The organism is Ancylobacter lacus, from assembly GCF_018390635.1.
Classification (GTDB): Bacteria; Pseudomonadota; Alphaproteobacteria; order Rhizobiales; family Xanthobacteraceae; genus Ancylobacter; species Ancylobacter lacus.
Genome location: NZ_JAHBGE010000008.1, coordinates 106,379 through 120,749, shown reverse-complemented (window position 1 = coordinate 120,749; position 14,371 = coordinate 106,379). Strand labels below are relative to the sequence as shown.

Annotated in this window: 12 protein-coding genes; 1 reads left to right on the top strand and 11 read right to left on the bottom strand. The window is 72.2% G+C overall.

Annotation, left to right across the window (positions count from 1 at the left end; translation table 11 throughout):
- Positions 1–3: 3 nt before the first annotated feature.
- The 11 genes from KHC27_RS01980 to KHC27_RS01930 all read right to left on the bottom strand — a co-directional run bounded on the left by KHC27_RS01980 (position 4) and on the right by KHC27_RS01930 (position 12,704).
- Positions 4–3,195, bottom strand: coding sequence for an efflux RND transporter permease subunit (locus KHC27_RS01980; protein WP_213334377.1), 3,192 nt, complete (start codon positions 3,193–3,195; stop codon positions 4–6).
- Positions 3,195–4,505, bottom strand: coding sequence for an efflux RND transporter periplasmic adaptor subunit (locus tag KHC27_RS01975; RefSeq protein WP_213334375.1), 1,311 nt, complete (start codon positions 4,503–4,505; stop codon positions 3,195–3,197). Before KHC27_RS01975 ends, KHC27_RS01980 begins: the two co-directional genes overlap by 1 nt.
- Positions 4,502–5,149 carry a TetR/AcrR family transcriptional regulator gene (locus tag KHC27_RS01970; RefSeq protein WP_213334373.1) on the bottom strand — a complete coding sequence of 216 codons (648 nt, stop codon included), beginning with the start codon at positions 5,147–5,149 and terminating at the stop codon, positions 4,502–4,504. The genes KHC27_RS01975 and KHC27_RS01970 overlap by 4 nt, the downstream gene beginning before the upstream one ends.
- Before the next feature lie 143 nt (positions 5,150–5,292).
- On the bottom strand, positions 5,293–5,811 hold the full coding sequence (locus tag KHC27_RS01965; protein ID WP_213334371.1) for an RNA pyrophosphohydrolase: 519 nt from the start codon (positions 5,809–5,811) through the stop codon (positions 5,293–5,295).
- A gap of 106 nt (positions 5,812–5,917) precedes the next feature.
- The gene (locus KHC27_RS01960) at positions 5,918–6,286 is read right to left on the bottom strand and encodes a hypothetical protein (protein ID WP_213334369.1); all 369 of its coding nucleotides are present in this window, start codon (positions 6,284–6,286) and stop codon (positions 5,918–5,920) included.
- Between the two features lie 326 nt (positions 6,287–6,612).
- Positions 6,613–7,962: a S41 family peptidase gene (locus tag KHC27_RS01955; protein ID WP_213334366.1), complete on the bottom strand. Its 1,350-nt coding sequence runs from the start codon at positions 7,960–7,962 to the stop codon at positions 6,613–6,615.
- Complete coding sequence (locus KHC27_RS01950) at positions 7,959–9,578, bottom strand: murein hydrolase activator EnvC family protein (RefSeq protein WP_213334363.1); 1,620 nt, start codon at positions 9,576–9,578, stop codon at positions 7,959–7,961. The genes KHC27_RS01955 and KHC27_RS01950 overlap by 4 nt, the downstream gene beginning before the upstream one ends.
- Before the next feature lie 59 nt (positions 9,579–9,637).
- Positions 9,638–10,120, bottom strand: coding sequence for a 23S rRNA (pseudouridine(1915)-N(3))-methyltransferase RlmH (gene rlmH, locus KHC27_RS01945; protein WP_213334360.1), 483 nt, complete (start codon positions 10,118–10,120; stop codon positions 9,638–9,640).
- A gap of 7 nt (positions 10,121–10,127) precedes the next feature.
- Positions 10,128–10,538 (bottom strand): ribosome silencing factor, encoded by a 411-nt coding sequence (rsfS, locus tag KHC27_RS01940; RefSeq protein WP_213334357.1) that lies wholly within the window; start codon positions 10,536–10,538, stop codon positions 10,128–10,130.
- A 143-nt stretch (positions 10,539–10,681) separates the two neighbouring features.
- The gene (locus KHC27_RS01935) at positions 10,682–11,401 is read right to left on the bottom strand and encodes a nicotinate-nucleotide adenylyltransferase (protein WP_213334519.1); all 720 of its coding nucleotides are present in this window, start codon (positions 11,399–11,401) and stop codon (positions 10,682–10,684) included.
- Between the two features lie 61 nt (positions 11,402–11,462).
- Positions 11,463–12,704, bottom strand: coding sequence for a glutamate-5-semialdehyde dehydrogenase (locus KHC27_RS01930; protein ID WP_246518707.1), 1,242 nt, complete (start codon positions 12,702–12,704; stop codon positions 11,463–11,465).
- Positions 12,705–13,447: 743 nt separating this feature from the next.
- Between KHC27_RS01930 and KHC27_RS01925 the strand changes: the two genes are divergently transcribed.
- On the top strand, positions 13,448–14,257 hold the full coding sequence (locus KHC27_RS01925; RefSeq protein WP_213334515.1) for a YihY/virulence factor BrkB family protein: 810 nt from the start codon (positions 13,448–13,450) through the stop codon (positions 14,255–14,257).
- The last annotated feature ends 114 nt before the right edge of the window (positions 14,258–14,371 follow it).

The following is a 14,371-nucleotide window of genomic DNA, read 5'->3' as shown; positions in this document are numbered from 1 at the left end:
GGCTCACTCCGCCGCGATGCGGGGCGGCGGCAGCTCGTGCTGGACCTCAGCCCCGCGCGGCGCCGCGCCCGCCGCGGAGGCGCGCCGATGGTCGTCCTCCGGGTCGTCGCGCTCGCCGACGAAGCGGCCGAACACCTTGCCGAACAGGCGGCCGACATCGTCCATCAGCGTGAACACCGCCGGCACGAACACCAGCGACAGCACGGTGGAGGCGAGCAGGCCGCCGATCACCGCGATCGCCATCGGGGCGCGGAAGGCGGCGCCCTCCCCCAGCCCCATGGCGGAAGGCACCATTCCCGCCGCCATGGCGATGGTGGTCATCACGATCGGCTGGGCCCGCTTGCGGCCGGCCTCGATCAGCGCCGAGGTGCGGTCATGGCCGAGCCGTACCGATTCCACCGCGAAATCCACCAGCAGGATGGCGTTCTTGGTGACGATGCCCATCAGCATGAGGAAGCCGATCACCACCGGCAGGGTCATGGCGTTGTTGGTGAGCAGCAGCGCGACGAAGGCCCCGCCCACCGAGAGCGGCAGCGCGACGAGGATGGTGATGGGCTGCAGCAGGTCGGAGAACAGCAGCACCAGCACCGCCAGCACCAGCATCACGCCCGCCGCCATGGCGATGGCGAAGCCGCCGAACACCTCCGCCATGATCTCGGCGTCGCCCGCCTCCTTCAGCACCACGCCGGGCGGCAGGTGCTTGGCCGCCGGCAGGGCGTAGACCTCCGCCAGCGCCTCGCCAAGCTGGGTGTTGCCGACGAGGTCGGCCTCGATGGCGATGCGCCGGGCGCGGTCGTAGCGGTCGAGGCTGGAAGGGCCCACCCCGAACTCGATGTCCGCCACCGCCGAGAGCGGCACCGAGGCGCCGGCGGCGGTGCGCACCTTCAGCGTCTGGAAGGTGCCGATCTCCGCCCGCGCCGCCTCGTCGAGCTGCACCCGGATGGGCACCTGGCGGTCGCCGGCCGAGAACTTGGCGAGGTTCTGCGAGACATCGCCGATGGTGGCGATGCGCACGGTCTGGGCGATGTCCGAGACCGACACGCCGAGCTCGGCGGCTTCCGCCAGCTTCGGCACCACCCGGATCTCCGGGCGCTCCAGCGCGGCGGAGGTGACGACATTGGTGAGGCCGTGGGCCTTCGCCCGAATCTCGCGTTCCAGCTCCAGCGCCGCCTTCTCCACCGCCGGCCCGTCCGAACCGGAGAGGATGACGGTGAATTCGCGCCCGCCGGGGCCGGCGCCGCCGGAGGCGCCGAAATTGAACCGCAGGTCCGGCAGGCCGGCGATAACGCGCTGCATCCGGTTCTCGAACTGCTTCTGGGTCTCGGTGCGGTCGGCGCGGGGCACGAGGTTGATGATCAGCGTCGCCTTGCGGACCTCGCCGGCGCTCTGCCCGCCGCCCCCGCCGGCGCCCGAATTCGAGCCGGCGGTGGCGAACACGCTCGCCACCTCGGGCTGCTTCTTCATCAGCGCCGAAATTTCGTCCACCACATCCTGGGTGGTGTGCAGGGTCGAGCCCGGCGGCAGCTCCACCGCCAGCACCGAGCGCGACACGTCGGCATTGGGAATGAAGCCGGACGGCAGCAGGGTGGAGAGCCACATCGAGACGGCGAACAGCCCGATGCCCACGGCGATGGTGACGAAGCGGTGGCGGATCGAGGCGCGCAGCAGCGCGACATAGCCCCGCATCACCGGCCCGTCATGGCTCTCGCGGTGGCCATGGTCGCGCAGGAAATAGGCCGCCAGCATCGGCGTCAGCAGCCGCGCCACCACCAGCGAGAACAGCACCGCAACGGCGACGGTGATGCCGAACTGCTTGAAGTACTGGCCGGCGATGCCGCCCATGAAGCTGACCGGCATGAACACCGCGACGATGGTGAGCGTGGTCGCCACCACGGCGAGGCCGATCTCGTCGGCGGCCTCGATCGCGGCCCGGTAGGGCGACTTGCCCATGCGCATGTGGCGCACGATGTTCTCGATCTCGACGATGGCGTCGTCGACCAGGATGCCGGTCACCAGCGTGACCGCCAGCAGGCTGACCCCGTTCAGCGAGAAGCCGAGCAGGTTCATCACCCAGAAGGTCGGCAGGATCGACAGCGGGATGGCCAGCGCCGAGACCAGCGTCGCCCGCCAGTCGCGCAGGAAGATCATCACCACGATGATCGCCAGCACCGCGCCCTCGACCAGCGTGTGCATGGCCGATTCATAGTCGGCCTTGGTGTATTTCACCGTGGAGTCGATGAGGGTGATCGTCACGTCGGGATGGCGCGCCTCGAGCCGGCGCAGCTCCGCCTCGGCGTTCTGCGCCACCACCACGTCGGAAAAGCCCTTGGCGCGGTAGACGCCGAAGGCCACCACCGGCTTGCCGTCGAGCCGGGCGAACAGCCGCGGCTCGGCCGCCCCGTCCGTCACGGTGCCGAGATCGGCGAGGCGGACCTGGCGCCCGCCCGGCAGCGCGATGCGGGTCTCGGCGAGGTCGGCCACGGTGGCGGCGCCGCCGAGCGTGCGCACCGACTGCTCCAGCGTGCCGATCTCGCCGCGCCCGCCGGCGAGGTCGACATTGGTCGCGACGAGCTGCCGGTTCACATCCGCGGCGGTGACGCCGAGCGCGGCGAGCTTCTGGGGGTTCAGCGCGATGCGGATTTCCCGGTCAACGCCGCCCTCGCGCTTCACCTGGGCGACGCCGCGCACGCCCTGCAGCGCGCGGATGACGGTGTCGTCGACGAACCAGGACAGCTCGTCGGGCGTCATCGTCGGCGCCTCGGCGGCATAGGTGACGATCGCCATGCCCTCGACGTCGACGCGCTGCACCAGCGGCTCGTCGATGTCCTGTGGCAGTTCGGTGCGGATCTTGGTCACGGCGTCGCGCACGTCGTTCACCGCGCGGTCCACCTGGGTCTCGAGCTGGAACTCGATGGTGGTGAGCGAGGTGCCCTCGGTGATGGAGGAGGTGATGTGCTTCACCCCCTGCACGCCGGCCACCGTGGTCTCGATCTTCTTGGTGACCTGGGTCTCGAGCTCGCTCGGCGCCGCGCCGGACTGGTTGATCTGCACCGTGACGATGGGCACGTCGATGTTCGGCATGCGGGTGATCGGCACGTCGCCGAAGGCGAACAGGCCGAGCACCGTCAGCACGACGAACAGGACGATGGAGGGAATGGGCTTGCGGATCGACCAGGCGGAAATGTTGATGGCCATCAGGCGCCCCCGCGCGCGGTGTCGGCCGCGGCGACCGGCGTGACGCGGTCGCCGTCGCGCAGGAAGCCTCCGGCGCGCGCCACCACCGCCTCGCCCGCCGCCAGCCCGTCGACGATCTCGACCACGCCCTCGCCCTGAAGCCCGGTCTTCACCGCCCGCTGCTCGACCGTGTCGTTCTTCACCACCAGCACGAAGGTGCCGTCCGGGCTGAACTGCACCGCCGAAAGCGGCACCGCCACACCCTCGTGGCGCGCCAGCTCGATCACCCCGCGGCCATAGGCGCCGGGGCGGAGCTGGGGATCGTCCGGCAGCGCCACGGCGACGCGGGCGAGGCGGGTGGAGCTGTCGACCTTGGCGCCGACGAGCCGCACCGCGCCCTCCACCGGCGCGGCGAAGCCGGATGGCGTCACCGCCACCTTCATGCCCGGCCGGATGCGCGGCAGCGCCGATTCCGGCACCTCGGCGTCGAGATCGATGGCGCCGTCCCGCACGATGCGGAACAGCGGCTCGGTGTTGGCGGAGAGCACGATGGCACCGATCCGGGCGGAGCGGGCGGAGACAACTCCGGCCGCCGGCGCGCGGATGTCGGTGCGGGCGAGCCGCACCTCGATCTCGTCGCGCATCGCCTTGATCTGGGCGCCCTCGGCCTCGGCGGCGGTGACCGCCTCGCGGGCGGCGGCGACCTGCGCCTCGGCGACGCTGACGGCGCGCTCGCGCTGGTCCAGCACCTCCTGCGAGGTGGCGCCGGTCTTGATGAGGGTGCGGGAGCGCGCCACCGCGGCCTCGGCCTCGATGCGCTGGGCGTCGGCCTGCTCCAGCGCCGCCTTCTGCTGGGCGACGGCGGCCTTTGCTTTCGCTGCGTTGGCGGTGTTCTGGGCGAGCAAGGTCTCCAGCATGTCGCGCGACAGCCGGGCGAGGAGCTGGCCCTTCTCGACCCGGTCGCCCTCCTCCACGAGGATCTCGACCACGCGGTAGCCGTCGATCTCCGGCCCGACCTGGATCTCCTCGCGCGGCACCAGCGTGCCGTTCACCGGCAGGCGCTCGACCACCGTGCGCTCGGCGGCCGGCACCACGGTGACGGTGGTGCCGCGCACCTGGGCGGCGGGCGCAGCAGGGGCCGGCGCGGGGTTGGCGGCCGTCGCGGGCTCGGCGGCCCGGGCCGGCCACAGATCGGCGGGAATGCGGTCGCGGAAGGCATAGCCGCCGACGCCGACCACCACCACGGTCATGGCGAGCGCCAGCAGCACGCGGCCGCGCGTGGACGGCCCGCCGCGCGCGGGCGTGGGGGCGGAAGGGGTGGGGGCGCTCATCGGGAGGCTCCGGAGGAAACGGAAGGGGCCGGCGGGGCCAGCATGCGGCCGATAAGGGTCGCGATCTGCGGCATCATTTGCGCCAGCGGAAGCTCGGGCTGCAGCCGGCGGCGCAGCATGATGCCGTCGCCGAGGGCGTTGATCATGAGCATGACGTGGTCGCGATCGAGGGCGGGGTCGACCTCGCCCCGGGCCTGCGCCGCTTCCAGGGCGCGCAGGAAGGCGGCGTCCATCTCGTCTTCCACCTCGTCGAAGACCGGCCGGAGGCGCGGGTTGCGGCTGACCTCGGCGGCGATCTCGGGCCCGAGCTCGACGCACACCATTGGCGGATCGCTGGAGAACAGCGCCTCTCCCATCAAGGTAAGGGCCTCGACGAGGGTGGCGGAGCTGTCGAGATGGGCCAGCAGCGCCGACCGCGCCGAGCGCTCCTCCTCCACAATGGCGATGATGATCGCCTCCTTGGAGGGGAAATAGCGGTAGAGCGCCCCGGGGCTCATGCCGGCCTCGGCGCAGACCTCGTGCATGCTGGTGGCATGGAACCCGCCACGGATGAAGCAGCGCGCCGCGGCGTCGAGCACGCGGCGGCGCGGGTCCTTCCGGTTTGGCCCGGAAGCGGTGGCAGGGGCGGCGGCGGCCGCGGGCATGGCAGTCTCCGGGAGCGAAAGCGAACGTTCGTTCGCATCTGCTCGCAAAGCGGGCACCGAGTCAAGAGCGAACGTTCGTTCGCGCTTTTTTAAGGTTGACGACGGGTTTTTTAAGGTAGGCGCCGCCAGCGGTCGCGGCCGGCTCAGGCACCGCGGAAGGCCGCGATGTGGGGCGCGAATTCCCGCACCACCTCATGATAGACCGAGCGCTTGAACGGGATGATGAGAGAGGGGGTGTTCTCCAGCCGCTCCCACCGCCATTCCACGAATTCCGGCTTGTGCGCGCCGCCGCCGGGCGTCGCCACGTCGATCTCGGCATCGGTGCCGGTGAAGGCGAAGGCGAACCATTTCTGCTTCTGGCCGCGGTAGCGCCCCTTCCACGCCTCGCGGGCGATCGGCTCGGGCAGGTCGTAGGCCAGCCAGTCGCGCGCCTCGGCGAGGGGGCGGACCGAGCGGACGCTGGTTTCCTCATAGAGTTCGCGCAGCGCCGCCTCGGCGGGGTCCTCGCCCTCGTCGATGCCGCCCTGCGGCATCTGCCAGGAATGCTCGGCGTCGACATGCTCGGCGCCGCCGAGACGCCGGCCCATGAAGACGAGGCCGGCACGGTTCACCAGCACGACGCCGACGCAGGGACGATAGGGCAACTGGTCGAAGGGGGTCACGGCAGCACTCCGGGTAGGACGGGGGACGCCCGGCTCCGGGCGGCCGATCCTCGCGGGCGTCAGCGACAGCCGCGTGTCGGGGCGGGGGCGGCCGGCCGTGGCGGGATCAGCGCGCCACCGTATCGGGAGTGCCGTCGGCGCCGTCAAGATCGGGGCCGAACACGATGGTCTGGTGCTCGCCGGTGGCACCGTCGATGATGGTGACCGAGGGCCCGGACGGGCCGCCCATGCCGTCGTCGCCGGCCTCGGCATCGTGGTCGCGGCGCAGCACCGGCGCGTCGAGCGGGACGGAGGAGATGGCGGGCGCCAGCTCCACCACCGGGCGCTCGGTGGAGACCGGCCGCAGCCAGAACCACGCCGCGCCGCCCGCGAGGATGGCGAAGCCGGTGACCCCGAACACCGCCACCGCGACGCCGTTGAGCACGCGGTCGCGCCGGGCCGTGTCGGCTCCCAGGAAGCTGTCGTACTCGGTCATCTCAGCGGTTTCCCATGAACGATGGGCAGTTATCGCCACCGACCAAGGCACAATCTTGGCGGAAGCCGGGCACCCTGCGGCGCGATGGCGGCCCCCGCGCCGGCGAGCGGCGGTGTCATGGAATCTCCGCCCGCAGGGTTAAGGATTGCTTAACGCCGCGCCGGCCGGGCCCGGCAAGTGCCGCAGCCCGGCGCTGACACCGCCATTCGCGGCGAAGCCCCCGGGACGGCGGCCGCAGGGCGCGGCCACCGCGGCGCCCGCCGCAAACGACGAAGCCCCGCCGGGGGGCGGGGCTTCGGGAAGGCGGATGGAAGGATGTCGGCCGCTCAGTTCGGCACGGCGGCCTTGGGGTCGGCCGGGAAGGCGGCGTTCTTCTGCACGCCGTGCATCAGGTCGATCGCCAGCTTGAGCTGGGTGTCGTCCTTGGGGTCCGGCGGCACATAGGCCGGCGAGCCGGTCTTCTCGTCCTCGCCGTTCTTCAGGTGGCCCTTCAGCGACGCCTCGCCGCGGGTGGTGTCGACCCCGGCGGCCTCGGCCTTCTCCTTCAGGTCGGCCGGCACATCCTGCACCAGCTCGATGTCGGGCTGGATGCCCTTGGCCTGGATGGAGCGGCCCGACGGGGTGTAGTAGCGCGCGGTGGTCAGCTTGATGGCGGCGTTGCCGCTGACCGGGATGACGGTCTGCACCGAGCCCTTGCCGAAGGAGAGCGAGCCGAGGATGGTCGCCCGCTTGTGGTCCTGTAGCGCGCCGGCGACGATCTCCGAGGCCGAGGCCGAGCCGCCATTCACCAGCACGATGACCGGCTTGCCCTTGGCGAGGTCGCCCGGGCGGGCGTTGCGGCGCTCGGTCTCGTCGGCGTTGCGGCCACGGGTGGAGACGATCTCGCCGCGGTCGAGGAAGGTGTCGGACACCTCCACCGCCTGGTCGAGCAGGCCGCCCGGGTTGTTGCGCAGGTCGATGATGTAGCCCTTGAGCTTGTCCTCGCCGATCTGGGCGGTGAGGTCCTCCATCGCCTTCTTCAGCCCCTCGGCGGTCTGCTCGCTGAAGGAGGTGATGCGGATATAGGCGATATCGCCGTCCTCGACCCGGCCGCGCACCGACTTGATGTTGATGACGTCGCGCATCAGGGTGAGCTCGATCGGCTTGTCCGAGCCCTTGCGGATGATGGTCAGCTTGATCGGCGTCTGCACGGCGCCGCGCATCTTCTCCACGGCCTCGTTGAGCGTCATGCCCTTGACGTCCTGGTCGTCGAGCTTGGCGATCAGGTCGCCGGCCTGGACGCCGGCCTTGGCGGCGGGGGTGTCGTCGATCGGCGAGACCACCTTGACGAGGCCGTCCTCCATGGTGACCTCGATGCCGAGGCCGCCGAACTGGCCGCGCGTCTGCACCTGCATGTCGCGGAAGTTCTTCGCGTCCATGTAGGTCGAGTGCGGGTCGAGCGAGGACAGCATGCCGTTGATCGCCGCCTCGATGAGCTTGGCGTCGTCGGGCTTTTCGACATAGTCGGCGCGCACGCGCTCGAAGATGTCGCCGAACAGGTTGAGCTGCCGATAGGTGTCCGATGCGGCGGCAAAGGCCGACTCCGGGCCGAAGACGAGCCTTGGCTGGGTGGCGCCGACGGCGATCAGGGCACCGGCCGCCGCGCCAAAGAGAAACACTGACGTCCTACGCATCATCCGCGTACCTTCTCGCTTTCGCTCGTCGCCCACCATGGCGATGGATCGATCGAATTACCGTCTTTACGAAACTCGACGTAAAGAATCGGTTGGGCCGTTCCAAGGCTGCCGGCGGAGACGAGCTGCGGTCCCTTGCCCATGACCGCCACCGGCTCACCCGAAAGCACGAACTGGCCCAGCTCCACCGTTATCTTATCCATTCCCGCCAAAAGAATATGGTATCCGCCGCCGGCATTGATGATCAAGAGTTGGCCGTAGGAGCGGAAGGGGCCGGCATACACCACCCAGCCGTCGCAGGGGGCGGAGACCTGGGCCTCCTGGCGGGTCGCGAAGGTCACCCCCTTGGCGGCGCCGCCATAGCCGTCATTCGAGCCGAAGGGCTTCAGCACCGCGCCGCCGGCGGGCAGCGGCAGGGTGCCGCGGGCCTCGGCGAAGGCGATGCCGGGGGAGAGCCGGCCGGGGTCCTTCAGCGCCGCCAGCCGCCCGGCCGAGCCTTGCGGCGCCTTGGTTTCCGCCGCGCGGGCGGCCTCCGCGGCGCGGCGGGCGGTGGCGATCTCGCTCTCCATCCGGTCCATCAGCTCGCGCACGTTGCGGGCGGCGGCGGCCAGCGTGGCGGCGTGCTGGCGCTCCTGCGCCAGCGCGGCCTCGCCGGCCTCCTGGTTCTGCTGGCGCTCGGCGATGAGGGCGTTCAGCCGGCGCTGTTCCTCGCCCATCGCCGTTTTCAATTCTGCGAGAGCGTCGCGCTCCGCCGCCGCCTGCTGCTGCACCCGGGCGAGCGAGGTCAGCTCGCTGACCAATAGGTCGGTGTCGGCCTTCAGCTCCGGCAGCACCGCGCCGAGCAGCATGGCCGAGCGCACCGACTTCAGCGCGTCGTCGGGCCGCACCAGCAGGGCGGGCGGCGGCTGGCGCCCGAGCCGCACCAGCGCGGCGAGAACGCCGGCCAGCTCCTTGCGGCGGCCGTCGAGCGACTGGCGGATGTCGCTCTCCTCGCGGCCGAGCTGGAGCAGGCGCTGCTCGCTGGCGTCGAGCTTGCCCTCGACCTCGCGGATGCGGCCGGCGGTCTCCAGCAGCGCCGCGGCGAGCTTGGCGCGGTCGCCCTTGGTGGCCTCGATCTCGGCCTTGAGCCGGGCCTGTTCCTGGGCGCTGCCCTTCAGCTCGGCGTCGAGCTTCTCCATCCGCTGGCGCGGTTCTTCCTGCGGCGTGCCTGCGGGAGCGGCGGCGGCGGCCGGAGATGCGGCAGCGGGAGCCGCGGGCGAGACGGGCGCGGCCGCCTGAGTCGCGGGCGGCGCGGGGGTGGACGGGACGGGAGCGGAGGACTCCGAAGCGGACCTGTCGGACGCGGAGGAATCCGGGGCGGCAGCGTCGGGCGCGGCCTCGTCCGGGGTCAGGCCGCCGCCGTCCTCGACCCGGGGGTCGGCCGCGGCGGGCGAATCGCCCGGGGCCGATCCGGTCTCGCCCGGCGCCACCCCGGCGGCGGCCGGGTTCTCCTGCGCCGCCGCCGGCCCGGCAAGGCCCGGCGGGACGACGAGACCCACGGCCAGCGCCGCCAGCGCGGCGATCAGCCGGCACCCGGCGAAAACGCGGGAGGAAAGCAGGGGGCGGACGGTCGGGCGCATGGGGGCAGAAGAACCGAGGGGGCGTTAAGCTCTGGTAAACCATACCCCGAAGGCGACCCTCAGGCCTTGTGGTAGGGATGCCCCGCGAGGATGGTGGTCGCCCGGTAGAGCTGTTCGGCGAGCATGATGCGCACGAGTTGGTGCGGAAACGTGGCACGGCCGAACGAAACCATGCGGTCCGCCCGCTCCCGCGCTTCCGGCCCGAGCCCGTCGGCGCCGCCGATCAGGAAGCTCAGCGCCCGCACGCCGTGGTCGCGCAGCGCCGCGACATCCTCGGCCAGCCGCTCGCTGGAGAGTTCGGCCCCGCCGGGATCGAGCGCGATCACCGCGGTCTCCTCGGGCAGCGCGGCGACGATGCCCGCCGCCTCCTCCACCATGCGGTCCTGCGGCCGGCGGGCGCCGCTCTCGGCGACCTCGACCACGTCCGGGCCGCTGAGGCCGAGCGCGCGCCCGCCCTTGCGGGTACGCTCGACATAGCGCTCGCACAGCTCGCGTTCCGGCCCGGCCTTGAGCCGGCCGACGCTGACGATCAGAAGACGCACCGGGCGATCAGCCGCGCGGGGGCGAGGCGGCCTCGGGACGCAGCCCCGACCACATCTTCTCGATGTTGTAGAAGCCCCGGACTTCCGGCTGGAACACGTGGACGATCACGTCGCTCGCATCGATCAGCACCCAGTCGCAGGCCGGCAGGCCCTCGACCCGCACGCCGCCGACGCCGCGCTCCTTGAGCGCCTCGACGAGGTGCTCGGCCAGCGCGCCGACATGGCGCTGCGAACGGCCCGACGCGACCACCATGTAGTCGGCGATCGTGGTCTTGCCGCGCAGTTCGATGGACACGACGTCCTCGGCCTTGTCGTCTTCGAGGCGGGCGAGAACGAGGGCGAGGATCTCCTCCGCGTCATAACGCGGCTCGGAGATCGGTGCAGATGCCGGTGTCGGGGCGTCTGCGGAGAGCGCCAATATGGACAGGGGTCCTTATCCTCTCTGTTGGCCGCCGGCGGCAAGTTCCGCCCGCGTGACCGGACCTTAAGATAAGGCTTTCGACCCCCCGATTTCAACTGCCCCGAGGTGGAATACCACGCCGGCCCCCGCGCGGGCCGCCTCTACCCCCGCGGGAGCGGCGGCGGCGGCTCGCCCGGCGCGGGTAGGTCAGGGTCCGCCGCGAGGGCGGGAAGCGGTGCGGCTCCCCTCTGCGCCGCCGCCCCGCCGGCCCGGATCAGGCTGGAGGAGAGCGGGTCCTTGAGGCCGTGGAGAAACACCCAGGCCGGCGCCGGACGGGTCGGCAGGCTGGCGGCGTCGCTCTCCGGCAGCCGCCAGCGCCCGAGCGCCTGCGCCGCCGGCGAGGCCATGGCCCGGAAGGTCTGGCCCGGCCGGTCCACCACCGCCATCGGCAGCAGCTGGGCGAGATCGGCCCAGCGCTGCCAGCGGTGGAAGCTGGCGAGGTTGTCGGCGCCCATCAGCCACACGAAATGCACCCGGGGAAACCGCCGCACCAGCGCCGCCACCGTGTCGTGGGTGTAGCGGGTGCCGAGCCCGGCCTCGAGCCCGGTGGGCACCAGCGCGGGGTGGGCGGCCACCGCGCGGGCGGTCGCGAGCCGCTCCGCCAGCGGGGGCAAAGCGCGGTTGTCCTTCAGCGGGTTGCCCGGGCTGACCAGCCACCACACCCGGTCGAGCCCGAGCCGGCGGGCGGCGAGCAGGCTGGCGGCGCGGTGGGCGCCGTGGGCCGGGTTGAAGCTGCCGCCATAGAGGCCGACGCGCAGGCCGTCTGCCAGCGGCGGCACGCGGAACAGCGCCGCGCCGGCCGCCTCCGTGCCAGCCGCCACACCGGGCGCGAGCTGCCCGGACTCCCCCGCCCCGCTCACCGGACGGCGCGTCCGCCCGCGGTCACGGCCGGGTCTGGCCGGTGCCGTGCACCCGGTATTTGAAGGAGGTGAGCTGTTCCGCGCCGACCGGGCCGCGCGCGTGCATCCGCCCGGTGGCGATACCGATCTCGCCGCCGAAGCCGAACTCCCCGCCATCGGCGAACTGGGTGGAGGCGTTGTGCACCACGATGGCGGAATCGACCTCGGCCATGAAGCGGCGGGCCGCCTCCGGGTTCTCGGTGATGATCGCGTCGGTGTGGTGGGAGCCGTGGGTCTCGATGTGGTGGATGGCGGCGTCGAGCCCGTCGACCAGCTTCGCCGAGATGATGGCGTCGAGATATTCGGTGGTCCAGTCCGCCTCCACCGCCGGCACGATGCGGGGGTCGAGCGCGGCGATGTCCGCCTCGCCGCGCACCTCGCACCCGGCGTCGAGCAGCATGGCCACCAGCGGGCGCAGGTGGCTCTCCGCCGCCTGGCGCTCCACCAGCAGGGTCTCGGCCGAGCCGCACACGCTGGTGCGGCGCATCTTGGCGTTGCGCACGATGTCGAGCGCCTTGCCGAGATCGGCCGAGGCGTCGACATAGACGTGCACGATGCCCTCCAGATGGGCGAAGACCGGCACCCGCGCCTCCGCCTGCACCCGGGCGACGAGGCTCTTGCCGCCGCGCGGCACGATGACGTCGAGATGGCCGCCGAGCCCGGCCAGCATCTCGCCCACCGCCGCCCGCGAGCGGGTGGGAACCAGCTGGATGCCGTCCTCCGGCAGGCCGGCGGCGGCCAGCCCCTCGGCCATGGCGGCGTGGATGGCGCGGCTGGAATTGAAGCTGTCGGAGCCGCCGCGCAGGATCACGGCGTTGCCAGCCTTCAGGCACAGCGCGCCGGCATCGGCGGTGACGTTGGGCCGGCTCTCATAGATCACGCCGATCACCCCGAGCGGGGTGGTGACGCGCTCCATCACCAGCCCGTTCGGGCGGGTCCAGCGCTCGGTGACGCGGCCGACCGGGTCGGGCAGCGCCGCCACCTCGTCCACCGCCTCGGCAATGGCGGCGACGCGGGCCGGCGTCAGCACCAGCCGGTCGATCAGCGCGGCGCTGAGCCCGGCGGCGCGGCCGGCCTCGACGTCCTGCCGGTTGGCCGCGAGGATATCCTCGGCGCGCTGGCGAATGGCGCGGGCGGCGGCGTGGAGCGCCTCCGCCTTCTGGGCGGCGCTGGCGAGGGCGAGGGCGCGCGCGGCCCAGCGGGCGCGGGCACCAATGTCGGCCATGAGCGCGGCGACATCCTCGCCCGCGTCCGCCGGCGGCACCGCGCGCAGGGGCGTCGCGGAGCTGCCGGAGGAGAGGGAATGGGTCGCGGACATGGGGGTCGAGCCTCGGTTGGGGGAATGCCGGATACAGGAATGCGGGCCCGCCGGCGGCGGGCGGCCCTGCTTATCACAGCCCCGCACCCGGCGGGACCACCCATTTCGCCCGGCCTGCGGCGCCGGCGCGCCGCGACCTTCGGCACGTGCCGCAGCGCCTCCCCGCGGGACCATGGCTCGGACACCGCGCGGAAACGTCGCCTCGCCGGTGCCGGCGGGTTCCTCGCCTCGACCGGCGAGGCGGGCGGGCGCGGCGGGGGCGACCTCGTGCGGGACGCCGTCGGCATCGTCCGGCCGGCGCGGGCGCGGCGCCGCCAATGGCGGCATCCCGCGAGGGCGGCGGCGGACGCCACCCCTTGCATTCGCACCGCAGGACAATACCATTTCCGTGCCGGCGAGGTGGAGGATGTGTCCGCCTGGCAACCGCTAGGGCGCACCGTCCTACCCCTGGCGCGCCGTGCCTTCCCGTCCCTGTCGTCGAGCGCCGGCCCCGGACCTGCCCGGCCCCACCCGATGGTGGCTTTGCCGCCCGGCGGGCCAGCTTTTCCCGCGCCGGGCTTGCCATTTTCCACGCGACGTCCGATGTCAGCGCGGACCGTGTTCTCCAGCCTCGGAGCGGGCGTTTGCTTCTGCGTGCCTATGACATCGTCATGGACGCCTTCTGGCGCTTCGTCGAGGACGATGGCTGGGCGATCGCCAGCCACATCGCCCTGTCGGCGCTGATGTCGCTGTTTCCGTTCCTCATCTTCGTCACCGCGCTGGCGGCCTTCTTCGACTTCAAGAACCTCGCCGACGAGACCGTGCAGCTTCTGCTGGAGGCCTGGCCCTCGCAGGTGGCGGGGCCGATCGGCCACGAGATCCGCAGCGTGCTCACCCGGGTGCGCACCGACGCGCTCACCTTCGGCGTGATGCTGGCGGTGTATTTCTCCTCCAACGGCATCGAGAGCCTGCGGATCGGGCTGAACCGCGCCTATGGCGTGCGCGAGACCCGGCCGTGGTACCTGCTGCGGCTGGAATCGATCGGCTATGTGCTGGTCGGCGCCGGCGGGCTGCTGGCGCTGTCCTTCCTCGTGGTGCTCGGCCCGGTGCTGTGGCTGGCGGCGCTGAAATGGGTGCCGGCGCTGCAGCCCTTCGGCTGGATCATCACCTTCCTGCGCTACGCCGCCACCTCGGTCATCCTGGTGGTGGCGCTGCTGGTGGCGCATATGTGGCTGCCGGCCGGGCGGCGGCGGCTGTCGCAGGTGGCGCCGGGCATCCTGGTGACGCTGGCGCTGTGGCTGATGGCCGGCGCCGCCTTCGGCCGCTACCTCGCCGAGTTCGCCGGCAATTACGTCACCACCTATGCGGGCCTCGCGTCGGTGATGATCGCTCTGGTCTTTCTCTACACCACCGCCTCCATCTTCGTGTATGGCGGCGAACTCAACGCCGCGATCCGCCGGGCCCGCGAGCAGCGACCCTGACGCCGCCCCGACGCCGCCCCGACGCGGCCCCGACGCGGCCCTGACGCGGCCCTGACGCGGCCCCCGCGTTGGCGCGGCGGGTTGACGGAGGTCAAGGTGCGGCCGGCCGGGCCG